The organism is Rothia sp. HMSC062H08, assembly GCF_001810775.1.
In the GTDB taxonomy this organism is placed as follows: Bacteria; Actinomycetota; Actinomycetes; order Actinomycetales; family Micrococcaceae; genus Rothia.
The window spans coordinates 76,149-98,291 of the sequence record NZ_KV802651.1 but is presented as its reverse complement, the minus strand read 5'-3'; the positions used below and the strand labels follow the sequence as shown (position 1 = coordinate 98,291).

Sequence of the window (22,143 nt, the reverse complement as noted above, 5' to 3'; positions counted from 1 at the left end):
GAGGTCGTGAAGGGTAACCAAAACTGAAGGAAAAAGCCCGCGGCATTAGAATGGTACGGTGACTGAAAACCGCTCAACCCCCGCCATGCTCACCGCAGTATCCGTGCTCGATTCGCTGATTCGTGCCGGTATGCGGCATGTTGTCGTGTCTCCGGGATCCCGTAGCGCACCTCTTGCGTACGCTATTGCCGCCGCCGCTGAAGCCGGCGCCCTGATTGCGCACGTGCGCGTGGACGAGCGAAGTGCAGCCTTTACCGCCCTCGGCATTGCCAAGGCGTCCGGTCAGCCGGTGGGCCTGGTGTGCACCTCCGGTACGGCTCTGGGCGAGTACATGCCCGCCGTCATGGAGGCATACCACGCCGGTGTGCCGCTGGCGGTGCTGAGCGCTGACCGCCCGGAGCGTCTGCGCGGTAGCGGCGTGAATCAGACGACCCGTCAGGCGAGTTTCTTCCATCCTTTTGTGCGTGCTGAAGCCGATCTGACCTCCTACCCCGAGCAGGTGGAGGGCGAGCAGACTCAGGCCTTTGCCGTCTGCCTGAATGCGCTGACCGGTCGTAGCGCCGAACACTGGCGCAAGCAGTCGGCGGAGCCGATTGGCCCGGTGCACCTGAACATTTGTTTCGATACGCCGCTGACTCCCTCTGGCCGTTTTGCGCAGATGCTGCCGCAGTGGGCGCAGAGCCTGCTGGAGGATTACGACCCGCAGGCTGAGGGCCGTGCCCGCGCCGCCCGCGCTGAAGGTTCCGGGCTCTCCAGTGCTGAGCAGCGTTGGCTTCTGGATTCCCTGGAGGCGCAGGCGGACCTGGCGGAGTTCACCCCGGCGCACCGCACCGTGGTGGTTGCCGCTGACGGTGCCGGCGAGTTTGCGGCGGAGTTCGCGCGCGTGCTGAACCTGCCGCTGTTTGCGGAGCCTTCCTCCGAGGCGCGCCACGGCGTAACCTCCATTCCTCACTACCCGCAGCTGCTCGGCGATGCGTCCTTCAAGCCCGCCGCGCAGATTGAGCGTGTGGTGCTCTTCGGCCACCCGACGCTTTCGCGCCCGATTACGGCGCTGCTGGAACGCGAAGATATTCAGTGCGCGTTCTACGCCCCGCGCCGCGCCAGCTGGTACGAGCCGGGCGCTCGCTCCTTCGTGGAGCTGTCGACCCCGCACGAGCTCACCGAGTTTGCGTGCGCATCCTCTGCTGCCGCTGATGAGCTGGTGGACGAGCTGAGCTGGCTAGAGCAGTGGGTTGAGCCCGCCCGCGAGCTGCAGGATGAGTGCCTGCGCGCCATTGCCGCCTACGAACATCCCGGTGCTGAGAGCACGGTTGACTACACCGATTACCGCAACCGCACCGCTGGCCGCTCCTACGCCCGCCGCGTCTGGCAGGATGCGGTGGCTCAGCGCCGCCTGCTCGTACTGGGATCCTCAAACCTGGTGCGTGATTTGGATGCGGCAGCCCCCGCCCTGGGCGAGCCCGCCCCCGCGCGCGTGTTTGCTAATCGCGGTCTTGCCGGTATTGACGGCACAATTGCGACCGCTATTGGCGTGTCTCTGTCTGGCTACTACCCTGCCGGTGTGGATGAGAACTCCCGCCCGGTCATTGGTGGTACCGCCCTGCCGGTGACCCTGCTGTGCGGTGATTTGACCTTCCAGCACGATGTTTCCTCGCTGAACCTGCCGAATACTGAGCTTCTGCCCGAGCTGCGCGTTGAGGTCTTTGACGATGCCGGCGGCGGTATTTTCACGACCCTTGAACACGGTGATATGGCTCGTCAGGAGCAGTTCACCGCCGCTGTGGATCGTTTCTTCACGGTGGTTGCCGCCCCGAATACTGATTTGGCGCGCATGGCTGCTGGGTTTGGGACCGAATCGGGCGTTGAGGTGCGCATTCACACACCCTAAAGCCGTTTCTAAAGGTTGCAGGCTAAGCCCCCTGCGCAGGGTTGACCGATATACTGAAAACTACCTGTGCCATAGCCTTCCGTGGCTGAACGCTAGCCGGTCGTAGCGGTTTCACTCGCCGCTGCATTCGCGTTTTTTGCGCGCCTGCTGACGTAAGGCACCCTATCTATCATTTATTGACCTTCACGCTCTTGCCGCTGATGCACACCGCCCGCAACCCGAGGTTTTACCCCGGCGAGCCCGGCGCATGCGGCAGACGTCGCTCCCAAGGATTCTCATGAGCTCACTCGATATTATTGTTGCTGTCCCCTCCGGAGCCGGTTGGGTTCCCGTACACGCCATGGCGGAGCTTCTCGCCCGCTACACCGGCGGCACCGTGCACACCGTGGATGTGGGCGCATCCCTCAGCAAGGAGACCAAGCTTCTGGCGCGCCTGCCCCGCCTCAAGGGCGGCTCTAAGCGTTGCCTGGTGATTGCTTCTGACCCCGGTCAGCTGTACGCCATTTCGCAGCGTTCCTTCGCGTTCCGCCGCTACGGCGCGATTTACGGCTGGGTGATTGATAGTTTCTGGGATGACCGTATTCCCGCGGTGGCTAAGTCCTCCACCTACGACCGTATTTTCGTTGCGGACGTTGACGACGTTCAGCCCTGGACCGCTGCGGGCGTGAAGGCCCCCGGCGTTCTGCCCTGGGGTGCGGATGTTTGGAGCAAGTTCAGCGACCGTCTGGCTGCGCTGGAGTCGAAGAGCACCGACCTGCTGCGCGTGGGCCGTCAGCCCGCCGCCTACGAAGATGACGAGGCGACCGCCGCCCTCGCCGGCGAGCTGGGTCTGAGCTTTGAGGGCCGCCCGCCCTTCGGCGCGAACGACCGCGAGTCGGCTCAGCACCTGCAGGATTCGCTGAACCGCGCGAAGTTCCTGCTGGCGTTCTCCACCTCGGTCAGCCCGGCGCCGTACACTCACCCGACCAAGGAGTACATTACCGGCCGCTGGACCGATGCGCTGGCTTCGGGCGTGACCGTGGTCGGCAAGGTTCCGAACACGACCACCGTACGCGAGATTCTCTGGGACGGCGCGACCATCGACATTGACCACGCGGATGCTCGTGCGGGCCTCGCGCAGGTTGCCGAGGCTGCCTCCCGCTGGACTCCGGCACAGGGTGAGCAGCAGATTCGTCAGGCGCTGCAGCGCCTGGATTGGCGTCACCGTTTCGTTCAGCTGTGCGAGGCAATGGGTGAGGTCCCTGCCTCCCTGAAGGCTGATTGCGAGGCAATGCGCGCCCAGTACGTTCAGCACTAAAAACGTCACCTCGCTGAAGGTAAACAGCTGAGGCTATATAAAAGGTGAGGGCTGGTTTCTATCACAGAAACCAGCCCTCACCTGTATTTATACCCCATGAGGCATATTGCATACGGGGTTTAGTACGATGCCTGACCCAGAGTAATCGGACCCGTGAAACCACTGGTATCCGGGTGCTCCGAATCGAGGTACGCCGCCACCGGTGCGTTCTCCAGCTGAGCCAATCGATCCAGCAGGAAGCGAGTCGCACCCGGCGCATACGGCAGCTTATACATTGCCGCGGTAGTTGCTTCATCCTCACGGTCCAGAGTGGAGGAACGAATCGACTCAATAGCGGTCACCATGGTGTTACGCTCACGCTCCACAAAGGTGCGGTCCACCGGCTCACCGTTACCGGGCACATACACGCGGTAACGGTCAAATTCGAGCACGGCACCGAGAGTGTCAATCCAACGGTCGGGGAAGGAATCCTCGAAGTAGGGGTCGGTACCCTCTTCAATCAGACCACCCATGAAGAGCACGTCTTCAATACCGACCAGAATGTCACCATCGGTGTGGCCGGGACCCATGTACATGAGGGTTGCGCTACGCTCACCCAGGTCAATGGGGGTAAAGGTAATACCGTCACCGCTATTGGCGACCAGGCGGTTGGGGACAATAATATCGGTGGCTGCACCCTGGTGGTGCGCCATTTCCGGTTCGAGCGTCTCGACGTAGGGACGCTGCGCCTCACCGTATTTACGAATTGCACGCGCGGCGCGAGGATGCGCCCAGAATTCTTCGGCACCCATTGCCGCGAAAACATCGTTACCGAAGAAACGCTCATAGTGACCGTGAGTGTTTACGACGGTGATAGGAAGGCGCGTGAGACGGCGAACCTCATCATAGATTTCGGTTGCCTGACGGGGACCTGCGCCGGTATCCACGACAAGTGCCCGTTCCAGTCCGAGGACCAGTCCGGTGTTCAGTCGGTAGTTGTCGGTCGCAATACGGTACACGCCGTCTGCGAGTTCAATAGTACGAGCCATAGATACAACCCTACTGTAATTTTTGGCGACTGAGGGGCTATTCGGGCTTCTGGAGAACATATTTTTGCACTATTGCACGCTTCTAAGGGGATGAAAGTGCATCATTCTGCATAATTCAGCCTCTACGGACAGCTAATACGTGATGCTTGACAACCTCCACAGATTGATTAGCCGGGTGGCGCGTTCCCCCAGCTAGTCCAGCGCCGGTTAGGAGCCAGTGAGCAGTCAGTGAGGAGCCCGTGGGAATCTGAGCAGGAACCAGAAATTCGCGCCCTATAGGATAGGAGTATGACTTCTTCCTCTAGCCTATCCTCTGCTCAGCCTGTAACTCAGCCATTCCCCAGCGGCACCGGACGCTACGCCCCCTCCCCCTCGGGGGACTTGCACCTGGGTAATTTGCGTACCGCTATTTTGGCGTGGGCTATGGCGCGCCGCGGCGGCAAGCCCTTCTACCTGCGCGTGGAGGATTTGGACCGTGTGCGCCCGGGCGCGGCGGAACGCCAGATTGCTGACTTGGCGACTTTGGGCCTGGATTGGGACGCGAGCCCCGGCGCCTCGACGGAGCGTATTGAGGGAGCCGAGAGCACCGAGGGTAAGGAGGCAGGGGTGCTGTACCAGAGCACGCGCCTTGCCGCCTATGAGCAGGCGGTTGCGCAGCTGCGCGAGGCGGGACTCGTCTACGAGTGTTTCTGTACTCGCCGCGAAATTCAGGAGGCGTCGAGCGCCCCGCACGGTGCACCGGGTGCCTACCCGGGTACTTGCCGCGAGCTGACGGAGGTGCAGCGGGAGGAGCGCCGCGCCCAGCGTCCGCCGGCTCTGCGCCTGCGCGCCGAGTGCACGAGCTACACCGTGCAGGATGATTTTTACGGCGCATACACCGGTCTGGTGGATGATTTTGTGCTGGTGCGCAATGACGGCACGTACGCCTATAACCTAACCTCCGTGGTGGATGACGCCTTTGTGGGTGTTGAGCAGATTGTGCGCGGTGATGATCTACTCCCTTCGGCGCCTCGCCAGTCGTATTTGGCACAGCTTTTGGGTTTGGCACAGCCACGTTACGCTCACGTGCCGCTGGCGCTCAACGAGGAGGGTAAGCGCTTGGCGAAGCGTGATGGTGCGGTGACCCTGCCGCAGCTGCGTGAGGCGGGCGTTGAAATCCCGACGATTTTGGGGTGGATTGCCGCCTCCATTCCGGTGTATAACGTTGATGGTTCTGCCCATTCGGCGGATGTTCCGGTGCCCAATGCGGCGGCGATTTTGGAGCGTTTTGACCCGGCTCGTATGGCTTCTGAGCCGTGGGTCGTGAGGGACCTCTAAACCTCTGTGACATTGTTTTGTAACAGTTCAACACTCCGAACGGCTTTTAAATTTTTCGTTTAATTCGTTTTAGATGCATATGCCATTGAGCGTTTGCGTTGCTTTTCAACTACATATCTTTCACTCAAGTGCCCGAAACCCTGAATTCTAGGGATTTTTCGGGCACTTTTTCGCACACGCTCCCACAATGGCCCACGTGTACGACCATGGATTTTACACAGAAAATACATATTTATTCCATAGACTCGCGCTCTTTAACGTCAAATAGACTTTATTTTCAGTCCTTCAAAGCCTAGACTGTATCCTATGCCACTCATAAAGTTATGGGGTAGCGCATAAATACACACAGGCAAGCATTATCACCAGGAGAGAAGGAACATTATGGCCGCGAGTACATACCAGGTCATCGCGCTGGCGATTTATTTTGTTGCCATGATCGCAATTGGCCTATGGGCAAATAGCAAGAACAACAGCCTCGACGACTACGTGCTGGGCGGGCGACAGCTCTCCCCCACCGTCGCCGCACTCTCAGCAGGCGCCTCCGATATGTCCGGTTGGCTCCTCATGGGTCTGCCCGGCGCCGTCTACCTCAGCGGCCTCTCCCAGGCATGGCTCGCCGTCGGTCTGACCATCGGCGCATGGTGCAACTGGACGTTCGTGGCACCGCGACTGCGTAGCTACACCGAAGTTGCCGGCGACGCCGTGACCGTCCCCGTCTTCCTGAGCAACCGCCTCCATGACACCAAGCGCGTGCTGCGCATCGTCTCCGGTGTCGTGATTCTGGTATTCTTCACCTTCTACGTCTCCTCCGGTATGGTGTCCGGCGGTCTGTTCTTCAAGTCCTCCTTCGGTCAGGAATACCACACCGGTATGCTCCTGTTGGCAGGCATTACCGTGTTCTACACCTTCTTCGGCGGCTTCATGGGCGCGTCCTACACCGACATGGTTCAGGGTCTGCTCATGCTCGCAGCACTGATTGCCGTTCCGGTCGTCACCATCATTGACCTCGGCGGCGTGGGCCCCGTGGTTGAGTCCATCAGCCAGGTACGCCCCGACGCACTGAGCATCTTCGCGGGTACCACCTTCGCCGGTATTGTTTCATCCCTCGCATGGGGTCTGGGCTACTTCGGTCAGCCGCACATTATTGTGCGATTCATGGCAATGCGCACCCCCGCGGACGCTAAGTCTGGCCGCCGCATCGGCATCAGCTGGATGGTTCTGACCGTGTTCGGCGCACTGAGCGGCGCGTTCATGGGTATCGCCTACTTTGCACGCCACCCCGAGGCGTCCCTCACCAACCCGGAAACCGCTGAGTCGGTCTTCCTGGACCTCGCCCAGATTCTGTTCCACCCCCTCATTGCGGGCCTAATTCTGGCTGCGGTTCTGGCGGCAATTATGTCCACCCTCTCCTCGCAGCTGATTGTGTGCTCCTCCGCTCTGGTGGAGGACCTCTACGGCATCTTCTCCTCGAAGAAGCTCAGCGCCGGCAAGTCCCTGTGGCTCGGCCGTGCAGGCGTGGCAATCGTGGCGCTGGTCGCCGGTGCCCTGGCATGGAACCCCAACAGCTCCATTCTGCAGCTGGTCGCATTCGCTTGGGCTGGCTTCGGTTCGGCATTCGGCCCGACCGTTCTGCTCTCCCTCTACTGGCGTAAGCTGACCACCCAGGGTGCACTGGCCTCCATGATTACCGGCGCCGTTGTGGCATTCGCATGGGGCCAGAGCCCCATGAAGTCTGTGCTCTACGAAATGGTTCCCGGCTTCGCTTCGGCGCTGCTTGTCGCCATCGTGGTTTCGCTCATGACCTACAAGAAGAACGACGCCATTGACGAAGAGTTCGACCGCGCGGTTGAGCTCGCCAAGGTCAAGTAAAGAGTCTCTTCCCCAAGGCTCGGGCCGCACACACGCGGTCCGAGCCTTGGTCTGTTTATAGGGTCTTAACCTGCCAAGATACAGGTATGAGCGCAAGGACAGAGGCCCTTCCCGCGCATCATATTCTGTTATTGGAATATTATGCCGAGCGTGCTTCGTTCCCCGGCCTCGACGAGCCGCACCGCGGGCACCGTAAAATAGGGTCTATGACTGCACAACTTCCCGAAAAGATCTCGGACATCTTCAACCCCGCCGACTGGCGCGTCGTTGAGGGCTTCGAGGACTTCACCGACATCACCTACCACCGCCAGGTTGAGCGCGACGAAAACGGTGAGATTCTGCGCGATCTGCCTACCGTGCGCATCGCCTTCGACCGCCCCGAGGTGCGCAACGCATTCCGCCCGCACACCGTGGACGAGCTCTACCGCGCCCTCGACCACGCCCGCATGACCTCTAACGTGGGCACCGTACTGCTCACCGGCAACGGCCCCTCCCCCAAGGACGGTGGCTGGGCATTCTGCTCCGGCGGCGACCAGCGCATCCGCGGTCGCGACGGCTACCACTACGCCAGCGGCGACACCGCAGAAAGCATCGACCCGGCACGCGCAGGCCGACTGCACATCCTGGAAGTGCAGCGCCTCATCCGTACCATGCCCAAGGTCGTTATCGCCCTGGTCTCCGGCTGGGCTGCAGGCGGCGGCCACTCCCTGCACGTAGTTGCTGACCTGACCATCGCCTCCGAAGAGTACGGCAAGTTCAAGCAGACCGACGCAACCGTCGGCTCCTTCGACGCAGGCTACGGTTCGGCGCTGCTCGCACGCCAGGTGGGTCAGAAGTTCGCCCGCGAAATCTTCTTCCTCGCCAAGGAATACGACGCACAGCGCATGTACGAAATGGGCGCAGTCAACGACGTCGTTCCCCACGCAGAGCTCGAGAACAAGGGCCTGGAATACGCGGCGCACATTGCTCGCCAGTCCCCGCAGGCAATCCGCATGCTCAAGTACGCCTTCAACCTGCCCGACGACGGCATGCTCGGCCAGCAGGTCTTCGCTGGTGAGGCAACCCGCATGGCATACATGACCGACGAGGCTGTGGAGGGCCGCGACGCGTTCTTGCAGAAGCGTGACCCGGACTGGTCCAACTACCCCTACTACTTCTAAGAGACAGCCCCTTCTACAGAAGTAGTTTCAGATGCATAGGCTCGGAGCCGGATTCAACCCTGAGAACCTCAGCTAAGAATCCGGCTCCGGCGCATTTGATGCCGCACCGGCATATGACACCGGCGCATGACAGCACGCAGCCGCTACAAACAGCCGCTAAGGATTTAGCCATGATGAACACCCCCGTACCCGGGCTCATGCCCTCCCCCGCCCCGCAGGAGGTTGCCCTGCATCCGCAGGCGGTACAGGTGCGTGCCGATCAGCCCGCCGACCCTCACGCCATGCTGGGCGCCTTTGAGCAACTACTGGGCGGGTACGCGGCGGATGCGGGTGCGGCTGCGGAGCCTATCGCGCTGGTGGTGGGCACCTCCGGATCCACCGGAACCCCCAAACGCACCGCACTGACCGCGCGAGCTCTTGCCGCCAGTGCGGCAGCCACCGAGCAGTTCTTCGGCTCAAACTCCGATGCAGCATCGCAGTGGCTCCTGGCTCTTCCGGCGCACTATATTGCCGGCGCGCAGGTGCTCGCCCGCTCCGTACTCGCCGGTACCGCCCCGGTCATCGCCCGCTCCGTCATTGAGCCCGTGCACTTTAGCCCCGAGGTTTTTCTGCAGGCGGTTGAGCGAATGAGCTCGGCACGCAGGTTTATTTCCCTGGTACCGACCCAGCTACATAAGCTCCTTGAAAGCGCGGACGCCGATTCGCACCTGGGCGCTGATATTCACGAGGCGCTCAGCTCCTTCACCGGAATCCTGCTCGGAGGCGCCCCCGCCAGCGCCGACCTGCTCGCCGCCGCCACCGCCCTGGGGCTGAACACGGTGACCACCTACGGTAGCGCCGAAACCGCTGGCGGATGCGTCTACTCCGGCTCCGTACTGCCCGGCGTGCAGGTTAAACTCGTCCCCGAAGAAGGTATGCCCGCCGTGCCGGATATTGAGGGGAAGTCGGCGATTGAAGAGTCTGTGCAGGTGGGCCGTATTTGGATCAGCGGCGCGCACCTCGCCAGCGGCTACATTGGCGACGCCGCCCGCACCGCCGAGCACTTCTTCACCGCCGCCGACGGCACCCGCTGGTACCGCACCGACGACTACGGGCTGCTGAGCTCTGCAGCAGCTCCCAACAGCAACAAGAGTTGTAGCGAGCAACGCCTGCAAGCGCTCGGACGTAGCGACGACGTCCTCATTAGCGGAGGCGTAAAAATCTCCGCCCGCGCCGTAGCGACCGTCCTCGAAGAGCACCCCTCCGTACGCGAAGCCTGCGTAGTCGGCCTATCCGATGCCCGCTGGGGCACAGCCATCGCCGCCGCGGTCACGCTCGTACCTTCTGCCGGTGCCGCGGCTACATCTACCGAGAATCGCCCCGCCCTGAACGAAGAACTCTGCGCCCTACTGCGTGCCCACTGCGCCGAAAAGCTCGGTGCCCCCGCCGCACCCAAGCAGCTGAGCATCCTGCCGGATTTCCCGCTCACCAGCACCGGCAAGCCGGACCGCGCAGAAATATACAGTATCCTGGACAGAGACTACCGTCAGGGCTAAAGCAAGCTCATCCGCGGGTTTTCACCCCGCACACGCACCCGCCCGCATGCCCTGACCGTCACCGTCACAACCCGTCTCATCACAAAACCCACGCATCATACGCACATAGACCCGGAAGGAACCCCCGTGGCAACTGCCGCCCAATGGATTGAAGGCGCTCGCCTGCGCACCCTGCCGCTCGCCGTCGCCCCCATTATTGCCGGCTCAGCTGCCGCCTACGAGATCAACGAATTCAAGCCGCTCTACGCGTTCTTGGCGTTCCTCGTCGCGTTCTTCCTGCAGGTCGGCGTGAACTACGCCAACGACTACTCCGACGGCATCAAAGGCACCGACGAAGACCGCGTGGGTCCGCTACGCCTCGTTGGTTCCGGCGTGGCAAGCCCCCGCTCCGTCAAGTACGCCGCCTTCGCCTGCTTCGGCCTAGCGATGCTTGCCGGTCTTGCCCTGGTGGCTCTGGCGAACCAGTGGTGGTTCCTGGCGATTGGCGCCTCCAGCGTCTTCGCGGCGTGGGGCTACACCGGCGGCAAGCACCCCTACGGCTACATGGGCCTGGGCGACGTGTTCGTCTTCGTCTACTTTGGTCTGGTTGCGACCCTGGGCACCCTCTACACGCAGGCACACACCCTGACCCTGCTCGGCTGGGTTGGTGCTATCGGCATTGGTCTGATTTCCTGTGCGCTGCTCATGGCGAATAACGTGCGTGACATTCCCACCGACATTGAGGCGGGCAAGCTGACCATGTCGGTCCGCCTGGGCGAACGCTGGTCGCGCATCACCTACATCGTGGAGATGGCGCTGGCACTGGGCCTGGGCGTGCTCCTGCTCGACGAGAACCCCTGGTTCCTGCTGATCTTCCTGCTTGTCGGCCCGACCATCCACTCCTGCGTGACCGTGTGGACGCGCGGCGGCCGCGACCTGATTCCCGTGCTCAAGCAGGCGGGTATTGTGGCGCTCGTGTACTCCGTGATCCTTGCCCTCGCCGTGTGGCTGGGCTCGCTGGACATTATTAGCCACGAGGTTCAGGTGTTCACCGGTTACTAAGCCGACGTACAAATCTGCGCCGGATTACCGCGCCATTACGCCGCTAGCGGGCACCCGGTTCACAGTTCCGCAATAACGCGGCGGTATGTCATAGTAGTGCTTATGATTCGAGCCATGCTGATTATTGGCGGCGCCGCCCTCATCGTGGGGCTGACCCTCTACACCCTCTTGGACGCCGTCCGCACCCCCGCACACGAGGCGCGAACCCTGCCCAAGTGGCTGTGGGTTCTCGTCACCCTGCTCTTCCCCGTGGTGGGCCCGCTCATGTGGCTTATCCTGGGCCGCCCCAAGGCACAGCCCGCAGCAGGCGCTCCTCGCCCCGGCTTCGGTCAGCGACGCAACACCCCGGCACCCTCGGTATCTTCCCCCGACGACGATGAAGAGTACCTGCGCTGGCTCAAAGCAAAAGCAGAACGCGAACGCCGCAGCCGCGAGGCAGAATCGAACAACAAGCAGGATTCTGATCTTAAGGATCCTGACGACGGCACCCCGACTCAGGGTAACGGGCATAACTAGTCAGGACAGCTAGACTTGCAGCTCGTGCGCCCCTCAGGGTGTACAGAAAGAGGCTGTGAGCACATCCGTAACGGATGGGTTCACAGCCTCTTTCTATGCTCAAAACAGCTTGGGGAACTAGCTACCGGGTTTGTTAGCTGCCGGGCAGCTGAATCACGCCACCGTACAGCGGCGCGGCAGGCTCCGAATACCCCACAAAATGCGGCATCTCATGCTCAAAATCAGTGGTGCTAAACGCCAGAGTCGTAATCGACGCCAGGTTGCACTCACGGGCACGCGGGTCATGCTGCAGCATGCGGCCCTCAACTCCCAGGCGAGTAGTCCAAATCGGCAGCTGGTGCGACACAATAATCGCCTCCGCGCCCTCGCCGCCGTGCTCATAGGCGGTACGCGCCGCATCCTGAACAGCCGCCGCCATACGGCGAATCTGGTCCAGGTACGACTCACCCCAGGAGGGGCGCGCCGGGTTGTACAGCTTCATCCAGTGACGCGGGTTCCTCAGCAGCTCCTGCGCGTTCACGTGCAGACCCTCAAAGTAGTTATCCGCCTCAATGACGCGCTCATCCGGCTGCGCGGTCAGGCCCAGCAGTTCCTCAACCGGGGCGGCAGACTCACGGGTACGCTGCAACGGCGAGCAGACCAGATGCACGAAACGGGCACCGCGCTCAGCACGAGCCGCGAACTCCTCGGCGCTCAGACGCACCATCTGCTGGCCCTTATCGGACAGACGGTAGCCGGGCAGACGGCCGTACACAATACGCTCGGGGTTGTGCACCTCGCCGTGACGCATGAGGTGAACTTTAATGGTGGAAGTTTCAGTCATAATCCCAGTCTCTCAGATAGCGCGCCGCACCCCAAACAGGTGACCCGCACATACCCTCTACAAATGCAAAACCCGGCCCGCAAAAACTGTAGGAACGCAAAAACCCCGCCTCTCCATACGGAGGGCGGGGCGAAAGAAGTCTATTTACTTCTTGTTGCGGCGCTGGTGGCGAGTCTTACGAAGCAGCTTGCGGTGCTTCTTCTTGGACATACGCTTGCGGCGCTTCTTGATAACGGAACCCATAGGATTTCCTCACTTTACTCGTACCCGGCCGAGCCATTCGACTCGGTAGCTACCCGGGGATATTTATACCGGTATAACCGATCCAAAACGCATTTTAGGCACAGAAATACCCTTGCGTTTTAGAGCGCTACCTACCTAGAGTACTAGGTTTACCCCCATTTTCACCATTCGAGAGCGGCTTTTCAGGAGTTTTTCCCTGAATTTCCGCTTTTCCCGCGGGTATATCCGGGGTATCTCGGGGCGAAAACGGGGATTCGGTAGCCCTAACGGCGCTTCTTCTTCGACTTCTTCGAGCCCTTAGCGCGGCCATAAGACAGCACCGAACCGGAAGAAGCTACAGCATCCTCAGGAGTGCTCTCCTCAGCCGAGGAGGCAGCCTCTACCGATTCCAGCGCGGGCTCAGAAGCCTCAGAGGGTTCTTCAACCGGCTCTTCCACCGAAACCTCTTCAACGGCGTTTTCCTCAGCTACCTCTTCTTCAGCCGCCGCGTGCAACGCCTTCAAACGCTCAGCACGCTCAGCCTCAGCACGAGCCAGCGCCTCCTGATCAATAGCGGGCTGGGGCTGGGGCTTCGTTTCAGCCTTCAGAACCTGCTCCTTCTCGGCACTCTCCTGCGCTTCGTCATGCTCAGGCTCGTACACATCCACGCCGAAGAAACGCTTCATCTTCGAGAAGATGCCGCCGCGCTCCTGCACCGGCTCATCATGCGGAAGCTTCTCGTAGGTATCGTGGATGGTCGCAGCCGCTTCAAGACGGGTAGGCTCAGCAGGCTCAGTAGCGGGCGCCTCCTGGCGCGCAGGGGCACGCAGAACCTTCTCAGCCGGCTCAGTCTCCGCAGGCGCCGCGGCAGTCACAACAGCCGCAGGACGCGCCGTACGAGCAGGCGCAGTCAGCACCTTACTGCGATCCACCGGCTTAATGATGGTCGCACGCACCGGAGAAATAATCTGGCCGCTACGACGACGCGGAGCCGCCGTGGAGGCGCGCAGAACCTTCGCGGGACCCTCAGCTTCTTCCTGCGCGTACGCGGCAGGGACGCTCGGCAGCTGACCGCTGGGGGTCTGGGAGCTGAGGGGCTGGGAAGCGAGAGTCTGGGAGCTAGCCGCTACAGAAGCAACCGGTGCCGCAGAAGCAGCCGGGGTAACCTGCGATACCGAGGTGCTACGGCGCGGGGTGCCGAAGCTCAGCGGCACATCCGCGCTCACCGAATGAGCGGCAGGCTGTGCGGTGGCTACGGAAGCCGCAGCAGGTGCGGGCTGAGACGCAGCGGGAATCGTACGTTCTGCCTTGTCAGAAGCAGAAATATCCGCACCAGTTGTAGTATCAGCAGAGGTATCAGTCGGCCCGAAGGAAATCTCAGACCCCGCCTCATCACCGTGGGCAACCTCGGGTTCAGACTGCGCAGACACCGCAGCAGAAACCGGAGCAGGAACCTGAGCCGGCTCAACCGGCGCCGCAACAGGAGCATCCGCGGCAGAAAGTGCCCCCACATCAGCGAAGGACGGGTCATCCTGCATCAAATCATCAAAGTCATCAGCGGCAAACTCATCCACATCAACCGGCGCAAACTCAGAAGCAATCGGCTCACCCGGCAGACCATTCGCAGAGGTCGCCTCCTGCTCCAGGTCAATACCGGCATCGGAATACATGCCGCGCAGCTGACCAATCACCATGGCACGCGCAGTCGCAGCGTCGCCAGCCTTCAGAGCCTCCGCAATAGCGCGACTCTCAGCACGCAAACGCTCCACAGCGCTACTCCACAGCGGCATACGGCCCACCAGCGACAGCATCGACTCAAAGCTAGGCTGACGCACCGACGCGAGCAGACCCACCAGCAGCTCGTTACCACCGCAACGCATCACCTGGTGGTGGAACGTCAGCAGAAGCTCCAGGAAATCACGAATCGACAGGTCGAAGTCTTCCATCTGCGCCAGGACCTCGTCCATCTCCGCGAAAGATGCCGTCTTCGGGTCAATACGCGCAATCGCCCAGCTCTCCAGCAGAATACGGGTCTGCACCAGGTCACGAGTCGGGTAACGCGAGCTGGACATGTGCAGGCGCAGAGCGGCACTCGCAGCAGCGGCAGGCTCATCGCTCAGGTGCACCAGAATCTCCTTGCCGCGACCGTTGTACAGTTGCACCAGGTCCATATCTTCCAGGGTGCGCAGAGCCTCGCGGGTACGGGAACGACTCACACCAATAGCGCGCGCAATTTCGCTATCGTTGGGCAGGTCCTGACCCAGCTGAATGTTGCCCTCGAACAATTCGTTCTCGAGCCAGCGCAGAATTTTACGATGAATAGCCACGTGAATGCGTCTTTCGGTCAATAAGGTGAGTGAGAGTGTGTGTGCTTTATACAGAGTTATGCCGGAGGTCGAACGGCGTCAGGGCGCGCTTTAGCGGCGGCGACCACGCAGGAAGCCGAAGAGACCACCGCGGTGGTTATCCTTCGCCTCGGCGCTGGTCGTCTCAGCGCTGGGGCGGTACACCGAATCGTAGGCGGGCATGGTCTGATACTCGGGCTCCTCAGAGGAAGCCTCAGACGCGCCTTCAGCCTTGTCAGACTCTTCTACAGCGGCCTTCTCGGTGGCAGATTCTTCAACTGCAGGCTTCTCAGCAACTACGGTTTCTTCAACCGGGGGCTTCTCCTCAGCCTTTTCTGCAAGCTGTTCGTTGACAGTCTTCTCAGCCACCGCGGGCTCCTCGGCAGCAGGAGCTTCGGGGGTCACTGCGATAGGCTGAATCGAACCACCCACAACCGCAGCGGGGTCGACACCATAAGACACCGCCGCCGCAGGCTGAGGGAATACCACCGGCTTCTGCGCTACAACAGGCTTAGCCTCAGCAGGTGCCGCAGGGGTAGTGGGCTGAGCGGGGGTTGCCGACGCCGCGGGGGTCACCCCAGCATCGTAACCGTAGGATGCGGGAGTGAAGGGGCGCATCGGGGTGCTATCCACTGCCTCTTCCTGCGAGGTGGGCTCAGCAGCGGTCTTCTCAACAGTCGATTCGGAGGCGGCACTTTCAGCAGCCTGCTCCGCCGGGCGCGAGTAAATACGTGCGCTCGGGGTCAGGTACTGGGCGCGGGCGCGCTGAATGCGTGCCTGCTCGATTTCCTCGGGGGTGGGCGCCTCAACGACGAAAGTCTCAGAGCCGGTCTCATCAGCCTTCTCCGCGGTTGCGGCGGGCGCAAGCTTCTGAGCGGGTTCTTCAACTTCGGGCTTCGGAGCGCTCTTTTCAGAGGTCTTCTCGGCCGGCTTCTCGGCTGCGTGCTCAGCCGTCGCCTTATCCGAGGCAGATGCAGTCACGCCACCGGGCAGTGCCACGGGCACGTGTGCTTCGCTGGACTGACGTGCAATCTGAACGGTCTCGTTAATCCACTCGGTCACGGTGGCGAATACATCCGGGTTCAGGGAGTAGAGGCGACGTTGCCCCTCCACGGTCACGGAGACCACGTCTGCATCGCGAAGTACTTTCAGGTGCTTCGAAATGGTCGGCTGGCTCATGCCCAGCTTTTCAACCACTGCACCCACAGTGTGGGTTTGCTCAGCGAGAATACGCACAATTCGGCGGCGAGTCGGATCCGCGATGACAGAAAAAACATCAGAATGCATATAGCGATTATGACATATAAAGTGGCGCCTCAAGCTTAGAATGAGGCTGATACAGAAATTACCTTCAAAAATTCTGAAAGACCCCTGAATATTAACCTAACGTGGAGCCTTGAAAGGGGGAAAAGCATGAAGTGCCTATCACATCTAATGTTGATTTCCTGTATCTCATCCTAGGCATATGCGACCCAGCAAACCCCTCAATACTTATATAACCAATACAGAATATATAGTTTTCGTGGCTCCACCCCACAAAACCAGCCGTACGCCTTCTCCGAACTCACATATTTACCCCCGAACCACCAGACCCCCCAACCCCCTCAGCGGGCACCCGGCGCGATACACTAGAAGGCGTTAAACACAGGCTCAAACCGCCGCCCAACACATCAACACACCAACACCCAGACACCCACTGAAGGAGGCGCATGGGACGCATACTCCGCCGCACCCGGCGCCGACACCACCACCCCCAGGGCCAGCTCAACCGCCGCTGGGACACCCTCAGCGGTGCCACCTCCGAACCGCAAAAGCAGCAGGTTCGCCGAAGCCGCCGCGACCGCCTCGAAGCTGAAAAGCTCAGCATCCTCACCAGCGTGCCCGGCATCGATCTTGACCGTCTGCCTACCCTACGTGACCACGAAGACCCCAAGACTCAGCGCAAACGAACCCCACTAGAGTTCAACCAGAAGACTCTCGAACGCTTCCGCGACTTCATTGATTCCTCAGTTCTGGCGTCTCCCTCACGCACCGCAATCGGTGCCTTCTTTCTAGTCATCATCTTCTTCACCATCATGCTGTCCCTGCCGATTTCTTCGGCAGACGGGCAGCGCGTCGCGCTACACCACGCGGTCTTCACCTCAACCAGCGCGGTCACCGTGACCGGTCTGACCACCGTCTCCACAGCAGATCAGTGGTCAACCTTCGGTCAGGCAATGATTCTTCTCGCCTGCCAGGTGGGTGGCCTGGGCACGCTGACCATCACCTCCCTGCTGGCGCTGGCTATCGGCCGCAAAATGGGTCTGCGCACCAAACTCATCGCCCAGGAAGACCTGAATATTAGCCGACTCGGCGAGGTCGGCGGCATCGTCAAAGCGGTGGCGTACGCGTCTTTCTCCATCGAAGCATTCATTGCAATGCTCCTCACCCCGCGCTTCCTCGCGCTCGGCGAAGCACCACACGAGGCTCTGTGGCACGGCATTTTCTACTCGGTTTCGGCATTCAACAACGCCGGATTCACCCCGCACTCGGACGGCATCGTACCCTACGGCCACGATCTCTTCCTGCTCGTACCCATCTGCATCGCGGTGTTCCTCGGCTCGCTCGGCTTCCCCGTGTTCATTGCGATTCAGCGCAACCCTTTCCGCCCATCGCACTGGCAGCTCACCGCAAAACTGACCATAGTCACCACCCTCTTCTTCTTCGGTTTCGGTGCCTTCTTCTGGGGTGCTTTCGAGTGGAATAACCCCGCAACCATCGGTTCCTACTCTCCCGGCGATAAAATCCTCAACGCCATCTTTGCCTCCGTCATGATGCGTTCGGGCGGGTTCAACCTGGTTGACATGGACGCCATCACCCCCGTCTCCACGCTGCTGACGGATACGCTCATGTTCATTGGTGGCGGCTCCGGCTCGACCGCAGGCGGCGTGAAGGTCACCACCATCGCCGTGATTGCCCTATCGATTCTTGCCGAGGCGCGAGGTGACCAGAAGGTCGTAGCGTTCAATCGCACCATCCCCGAATCCTCTCTGCGCATTGCCATCTCTGTGATCGTTATGGGTGCTACCGTGGTAGGTGTTGGCACCGCATCGATTCTCATCATTAGCGGCGCAGATCTCAAAGAAGTCATCTTCGAGGTCATCTCTGCCTTCGCGACCTGCGGCCTCTCAAACGGCCTCTCCGCGAGCCTACCTCCGGCAGGCGTGTACGTGCTCAGTGTGCTCATGCTCATTGGTCGTGTGGGTACAACAACCGCCGCAACCGGCCTGGCGATGCGTTCACACCGCCGCCTCTACAAGTTCCCCGAAGAAAGGCCCACCATTGGCTAGTGCACATAACGCCCCCGTCCTCGTCATCGGCCTGGGACGCTTCGGTTCGGCTGTGGCTGCCCAGTTGCGCCTGCAGAATAAAGAGGTTCTCGCCATCGAGAAGGACCCCGAGCTGGTGCAGAAATGGTCCGGCGTGCTGACCCACGTGGTCTCCGCCGATGCGACCGATATCGACACCCTGCATCAGTTGGGTGCGGACGATTTCGGTTCCGCCGTGGTGGGCGTGGGCACCTCCGTGGAGGCGTCCGTGCTGATTACCGCGAACCTCGTAGACATTGGAGTGGAGCGCATCTGGGCGAAGGCTATCACCCCCGCACACGGCAAGATTCTGGAGCGTATCGGTGCGCACCACGTGGTCTACCCGGAGGCGGACGCTGGTCGCCGCGCTGCGCACCTGGTCTCGGGTCGACTGCTGGACTACATTGAGTTTGATGACGACTTCGCGATTGCGAAGATGCGCCCGCCGAAGGAAACCCACGGCTTCACCCTTGCTGAGTCGGATATCCGCTCCAAGTACGGTGTGTCTGTGGTCGGTATTAAGTCGCCCGGTGAGGACTTCACCTACGCGGATGCAACCACCCGCATTCATTCACGTGACATTCTGATTGTGTCCGGTCAGGTGGACCTGATTGAGCGTTTTGCGGCGCGGCCCTAAGCGCGTTTTTCCGCGCTGCGGCGGTTATCTTTCCCAGCTCTGCTGGTTTTGAGGAGCCCGCGTTTGAGCAACCCGCGTTTGAGCAGCCCGCGATTAGACATAGCAAAAACAGCCTCTTCCCGTTCTGCCGGGAGGAGGCTGTTTTTCTATAGTTTCAGCTAGTCAGGGGGATGCTACCGGACGGTATTAGCCCCCGCTGGCTAGTCCCCACTGATTAGTCCCCGCCGATTAGTCCTCGTCAGCGGTGTACAGCTGGCTCATTTCCGCCGAACGTGCCGCACAGGCGCGCATCGCATCCTCGGTCAGCTGGAAGAGGCCACCGTCCACGAAGGTGTTCAGCGCACGCTCGGTGGTGCCGTTCGGGCTGGTCACGGCGCGGCGCAGGGCGGGCGCATCCGGGTTGGTGTCGAGCAGGAAGCCCGCACCGGCAACGGTTGCGCTGGCAAGCTTGAGGGCGGTGTCTGCGTCCAGGCCGAGCTTCTCACCGGCGGCTGCCATCGCCTCCGCAAGCAGGAACGCGTATGCCGGGCCGGAACCGGAGACGGCGGTGACTGCATCCATCTGGTCTTCGCGTACTTCAACGACCAAGCCGACGGTGCCCAGGACCTCTTCGACGAGCTTCTTCTGCTCGTCCTTCACGGTGTCGGTGGTGGAGATGGCGAGCACGCCCTTGCCCACGGAGGAGGGGGTGTTCGGCATGCAGCGAACAATGGGCTGACCTGCGGGAAGGCACTCGGCGAGGGTTTCGAGGGTCACGCCAGCAGCAACGGACACCACAACAGCGTTCGGGGCAAGGGCGGGTGCGATATCACGGGCGAGCTCGACAATGCCGTAGGGCTTCACGCCGAGCAGCACAACGTCCGCGTGGGCGGTTGCTTTGTGGTTACCGTCAGCTTCGCCGCCGGTGGTGATGATTTCTACCTTGTCGCCGAGGCGCTGGGCGAGGGCGGCGCGAGATTCTTCGCTACGCACGGTGGCGCGAATGTGGGCGGGGTCGTGGCCTGCAGCGAGCAGACCTGCGGCGATGGAGCCGTTCATGGAGCCGGTGCCGAGAAAAGCAATAGTTGCGGTCATCGTTGATCCTTCCTAATGGGGTGCCTGCGCCGGGTGCCGGCAGGCGTGCCGCCGGTGTGTTCCGGGGGCTACTGTTCGGTGCGCGGCGGGCGCGTGGAGGCGTACCCTTCCAGCATAGCGGGTGTGGCTACGGGCATGTGACCTGGCTCTGTTTCTTCCGCGTTTTCTGGGCGGCGGCTTCACCTCATGCTCCGCGACCCAATGGGCGGGGCTCCGCTTCTCACGTTCTGGCATGCCGGGGAGGGCGTAATTCTGCGGGCGTAGAATGAAAACAGCTTCACCCGCGGCAGTTTGTGCCGGGCATGAAGCCTCCAACACCACACAGCACGCAACACACAAACCCCTTTTTCTATGTCTTCTCATACTGGTTCTTCCTCGAGTTCTTCCCCGAATAGCCCGCAGAGCCCTGCGGGTTTCCGTTCTTTTTCGTTTCGCCTCCTGCTGGGGCTGACCCTTGCCGCGCTGGTCACGGGCGTGTTCAGCGGCTTGGGTGCGATTGCTCTGCATTATGTTCTGGACTTTATGCAGGAGCTAACTTTCGGCCATTCTGAGGGCCACCACCCGATGGTCACTGACGGTGCCGATCCGGCGCGTCGTGCCCTGGTTTTGGCGGCGCTGGGCCCGTTTGTGGCGCTGGTGTGGTACTACCTGCAGTCCGGTGGGCGGCGTGTGGTTGGCGTGAAGTCGCAGATTGCCGGTGCTACCGAGGAGGACCGTACCCCGTCGCTGTGGCGGCAGATTTCGCATTCGCTGATTCAGATTGTTGCGGTGGGTGCGGGCTCTCCTGTGGGTAAGGAGGTCGCTCCTCGTGAGCTGGGTGCTTTGGCGGCTGGCCGTACCTCGAATCTGCTGGAGCGTCTTGGTTTTGTGGGCGCTGATGGTGCCCCGCTGTTGGGTGTTCGTGAGCGCAGTCTGCTGGTGGCGGCGGGTGCGGCGTCTGGTTTGGCGGCGGTGTATCAGGTGCCGATTGGTGGCCTGGTGTACCTTGTGGAGGCGATGGCTGTTGGTCTGAGCCTGCGGTCGCTGTATGTGGGTGCGGTGACGGTGTGGACGGCGACGGTCACGGCGAATCTGGTGATTGTCAATGAGCCGACATACCCGGTGCCGCAGCTTCCGTTGGATGCGACGACGCTGACAGTGGCGGCGCTGACGGGTGTGGTGTTGACTCCGTTGGCGTTGGGTTTTAGGGCGTTGTCGCAGCGTGCGGAGAAGTTGAAGGCGAAGGATCGTTCTCTTCTGTGGCGTATTCCTGTAGCGTTTGCGCTGGTCGCGGTGGTTTCGCTGTGGCTTCCGGAGATTCTGGGTAATGGTCGTCTGCTGACTCAGCACACGTTTAATGTGTCGCTGGATGCGGCGGCGGGCGGTTTGACCGCATCGGCGGCAGTGTATGTGTTGGCGTTGGCTGTTGCGAAGGCTGCCGTGGTGGTGTTGAGTCTGCGTTTCGGTTCTTATGGCGGTACGTTGACGCCGGGTTTGGCGTTGGGTGCGGCGGTTGCGTTTTGTGTGGCGGCGCTGGTGCTGTGGGCGTTCCCGGGTTTGGGCGGGGTGCCGGGTGGTGCGTCGATGGTGTTGTATGCTGCGGCGTTGACGGGTACGGCGGCGTTTTTGGGTATTTCGATGAATGCGCCGCTGTCTGCGTTGACGTTGTTGATTGGTTTTACGGGTCAGGGTGCGAGTGCGTGGCTGCCAATGGCGGTTGCGGTGGGTACGGCGGTGCTGACCCGCTGGGCGTGGACGCGGGTGTTCGGCGCTAAGAAGTAGCTTTCAGAAATAGGGGCGGCCCCGGATGCATGTGTGCGTCCGGGGCCGCCCTGTTTTTTAGACCGAGGTTTTCGATAGGTTAGTGCCTTCGCCGTGGGTCTTTAACCCGCAGTGAAGACACTAACCTATCGATGAAAAGGCTAAGTCATAACCCATAATCAGCTCCCGCCTACCTGGCGCAGCCGGAGATTCGGTCATGGGTTACGGATTTGTGCCATAGGCTAGTGTCTTTGGTCGTAGTTAAAAACCATGTCAGAAGACGCTAAACCATGGCACAAATTCT

17 protein-coding genes are annotated in these 22,143 nt (G+C 61.2%); 11 read left to right on the top strand and 6 right to left on the bottom strand.

Features of this window, described 5'->3' with window-relative positions; all coding sequences use genetic code 11:
• Positions 1 to 58 precede the first annotated feature (58 nt).
• Complete coding sequence (gene menD / locus HMPREF2765_RS00735; RefSeq protein ID WP_070604046.1) at positions 59 to 1,888, top strand: 2-succinyl-5-enolpyruvyl-6-hydroxy-3-cyclohexene-1-carboxylic-acid synthase; 1,830 nt, start codon at positions 59 to 61, stop codon at positions 1,886 to 1,888.
• Positions 1,889 to 2,165: 277 nt separating this feature from the next.
• The gene (locus tag HMPREF2765_RS00730; RefSeq protein ID WP_044150155.1) at positions 2,166 to 3,185 is read left to right on the top strand and encodes a glycosyltransferase; all 1,020 of its coding nucleotides are present in this window, start codon (positions 2,166 to 2,168) and stop codon (positions 3,183 to 3,185) included.
• Between the two features lie 119 nt (positions 3,186 to 3,304).
• On the opposite strand, the gene HMPREF2765_RS00725 is transcribed toward HMPREF2765_RS00730, so the two are convergent.
• A complete protein-coding gene (locus HMPREF2765_RS00725; protein ID WP_070604045.1) occupies positions 3,305 to 4,213 on the bottom strand; it encodes an MBL fold metallo-hydrolase in 909 nt (302 codons plus the stop codon).
• Between the two features lie 288 nt (positions 4,214 to 4,501).
• Here HMPREF2765_RS00725 and gluQRS point away from each other — a divergent pair, with 288 nt between their 5' ends.
• The 6 genes from gluQRS (at position 4,502) to HMPREF2765_RS00695 (ending at position 11,651) form a co-directional block, all read left to right on the top strand.
• Positions 4,502 to 5,530, top strand: coding sequence for a tRNA glutamyl-Q(34) synthetase GluQRS (gene gluQRS, locus HMPREF2765_RS00720; RefSeq protein ID WP_070604044.1), 1,029 nt, complete (start codon positions 4,502 to 4,504; stop codon positions 5,528 to 5,530).
• A 381-nt stretch (positions 5,531 to 5,911) separates the two neighbouring features.
• Complete coding sequence (gene putP / locus HMPREF2765_RS00715; protein WP_049341036.1) at positions 5,912 to 7,399, top strand: sodium/proline symporter PutP; 1,488 nt, start codon at positions 5,912 to 5,914, stop codon at positions 7,397 to 7,399.
• A 206-nt stretch (positions 7,400 to 7,605) separates the two neighbouring features.
• The gene (locus HMPREF2765_RS00710) at positions 7,606 to 8,559 is read left to right on the top strand and encodes a 1,4-dihydroxy-2-naphthoyl-CoA synthase (protein WP_049341035.1); all 954 of its coding nucleotides are present in this window, start codon (positions 7,606 to 7,608) and stop codon (positions 8,557 to 8,559) included.
• Positions 8,560 to 8,729: 170 nt separating this feature from the next.
• Positions 8,730 to 10,094: an AMP-binding protein gene (locus HMPREF2765_RS00705; protein WP_070598960.1), complete on the top strand. Its 1,365-nt coding sequence runs from the start codon at positions 8,730 to 8,732 to the stop codon at positions 10,092 to 10,094.
• Positions 10,095 to 10,220: 126 nt separating this feature from the next.
• Positions 10,221 to 11,135 (top strand): 1,4-dihydroxy-2-naphthoate polyprenyltransferase, encoded by a 915-nt coding sequence (locus HMPREF2765_RS00700; RefSeq protein ID WP_070604043.1) that lies wholly within the window; start codon positions 10,221 to 10,223, stop codon positions 11,133 to 11,135.
• 102 nt (positions 11,136 to 11,237) lie between these two features.
• Positions 11,238 to 11,651 carry a PLD nuclease N-terminal domain-containing protein gene (locus HMPREF2765_RS00695; protein WP_049341032.1) on the top strand — a complete coding sequence of 138 codons (414 nt, stop codon included), beginning with the start codon at positions 11,238 to 11,240 and terminating at the stop codon, positions 11,649 to 11,651.
• Positions 11,652 to 11,784: 133 nt separating this feature from the next.
• Here HMPREF2765_RS00695 and HMPREF2765_RS00690 read toward each other — a convergent pair whose 3' ends face one another.
• The 4 genes from HMPREF2765_RS00690 to HMPREF2765_RS00680 form a co-directional block, all read right to left on the bottom strand.
• The gene (locus tag HMPREF2765_RS00690) at positions 11,785 to 12,474 is read right to left on the bottom strand and encodes a histidine phosphatase family protein (protein ID WP_070604042.1); all 690 of its coding nucleotides are present in this window, start codon (positions 12,472 to 12,474) and stop codon (positions 11,785 to 11,787) included.
• 144 nt (positions 12,475 to 12,618) lie between these two features.
• On the bottom strand, positions 12,619 to 12,717 hold the full coding sequence (locus tag HMPREF2765_RS09015; RefSeq protein ID WP_005504750.1) for a 30S ribosomal protein bS22: 99 nt from the start codon (positions 12,715 to 12,717) through the stop codon (positions 12,619 to 12,621).
• A gap of 263 nt (positions 12,718 to 12,980) precedes the next feature.
• Complete coding sequence (locus HMPREF2765_RS00685) at positions 12,981 to 15,023, bottom strand: FadR/GntR family transcriptional regulator (protein ID WP_070604041.1); 2,043 nt, start codon at positions 15,021 to 15,023, stop codon at positions 12,981 to 12,983.
• Between the two features lie 90 nt (positions 15,024 to 15,113).
• A complete protein-coding gene (locus tag HMPREF2765_RS00680) occupies positions 15,114 to 16,328 on the bottom strand; it encodes a metalloregulator ArsR/SmtB family transcription factor (protein ID WP_049349139.1) in 1,215 nt (404 codons plus the stop codon).
• A gap of 422 nt (positions 16,329 to 16,750) precedes the next feature.
• On the opposite strand from HMPREF2765_RS00680, the gene HMPREF2765_RS00675 reads away from it, so the two are divergent.
• Both HMPREF2765_RS00675 and HMPREF2765_RS00670 read left to right on the top strand, forming a co-directional pair.
• Positions 16,751 to 18,370: a TrkH family potassium uptake protein gene (locus tag HMPREF2765_RS00675; RefSeq protein ID WP_049351891.1), complete on the top strand. Its 1,620-nt coding sequence runs from the start codon at positions 16,751 to 16,753 to the stop codon at positions 18,368 to 18,370.
• Entirely contained in the window at positions 18,363 to 19,025 is a 663-nt protein-coding gene (locus tag HMPREF2765_RS00670) for a potassium channel family protein (RefSeq protein ID WP_005504725.1), read from the top strand. Before HMPREF2765_RS00675 ends, HMPREF2765_RS00670 begins: the two co-directional genes overlap by 8 nt.
• Positions 19,026 to 19,253: 228 nt before the next feature.
• Here the strand turns inward: HMPREF2765_RS00670 and proC are convergent, their stop codons facing one another.
• Positions 19,254 to 20,099 (bottom strand): pyrroline-5-carboxylate reductase, encoded by an 846-nt coding sequence (proC, locus tag HMPREF2765_RS00665; protein WP_049327496.1) that lies wholly within the window; start codon positions 20,097 to 20,099, stop codon positions 19,254 to 19,256.
• 351 nt (positions 20,100 to 20,450) lie between these two features.
• Here proC and HMPREF2765_RS00660 point away from each other — a divergent pair, with 351 nt between their 5' ends.
• Positions 20,451 to 21,860 carry a chloride channel protein gene (locus tag HMPREF2765_RS00660; protein ID WP_070604040.1) on the top strand — a complete coding sequence of 470 codons (1,410 nt, stop codon included), beginning with the start codon at positions 20,451 to 20,453 and terminating at the stop codon, positions 21,858 to 21,860.
• The last annotated feature ends 283 nt before the right edge of the window (positions 21,861 to 22,143 follow it).

What these genes read in the sequence shown, in the direction of transcription:
- HMPREF2765_RS00730 (WP_044150155.1), top strand. Translation starts at nt 2,166, where the DNA reads ATGAGCTCACTCGATATTATTGTTGCTGTCCCCTCCGGAGCCGGTTGG.
- HMPREF2765_RS00725 (WP_070604045.1), bottom strand. Translation starts at nt 4,213, where the DNA reads ATGGCTCGTACTATTGAACTCGCAGACGGCGTGTACCGTATTGCGACC.
- gluQRS (WP_070604044.1), top strand. Translation starts at nt 4,502, where the DNA reads ATGACTTCTTCCTCTAGCCTATCCTCTGCTCAGCCTGTAACTCAGCCA.
- putP (WP_049341036.1), top strand. Translation starts at nt 5,912, where the DNA reads ATGGCCGCGAGTACATACCAGGTCATCGCGCTGGCGATTTATTTTGTT.
- HMPREF2765_RS00710 (WP_049341035.1), top strand. Translation starts at nt 7,606, where the DNA reads ATGACTGCACAACTTCCCGAAAAGATCTCGGACATCTTCAACCCCGCC.
- HMPREF2765_RS00705 (WP_070598960.1), top strand. Translation starts at nt 8,730, where the DNA reads ATGATGAACACCCCCGTACCCGGGCTCATGCCCTCCCCCGCCCCGCAG.
- HMPREF2765_RS00695 (WP_049341032.1), top strand. Translation starts at nt 11,238, where the DNA reads ATGATTCGAGCCATGCTGATTATTGGCGGCGCCGCCCTCATCGTGGGG.
- HMPREF2765_RS00690 (WP_070604042.1), bottom strand. Translation starts at nt 12,474, where the DNA reads ATGACTGAAACTTCCACCATTAAAGTTCACCTCATGCGTCACGGCGAG.
- HMPREF2765_RS09015 (WP_005504750.1), bottom strand. Translation starts at nt 12,717, where the DNA reads ATGGGTTCCGTTATCAAGAAGCGCCGCAAGCGTATGTCCAAGAAGAAG.
- HMPREF2765_RS00680 (WP_049349139.1), bottom strand. Translation starts at nt 16,328, where the DNA reads ATGCATTCTGATGTTTTTTCTGTCATCGCGGATCCGACTCGCCGCCGA.
- HMPREF2765_RS00675 (WP_049351891.1), top strand. Translation starts at nt 16,751, where the DNA reads ATGGGACGCATACTCCGCCGCACCCGGCGCCGACACCACCACCCCCAG.
- proC (WP_049327496.1), bottom strand. Translation starts at nt 20,099, where the DNA reads ATGACCGCAACTATTGCTTTTCTCGGCACCGGCTCCATGAACGGCTCC.
- HMPREF2765_RS00660 (WP_070604040.1), top strand. Translation starts at nt 20,451, where the DNA reads ATGTCTTCTCATACTGGTTCTTCCTCGAGTTCTTCCCCGAATAGCCCG.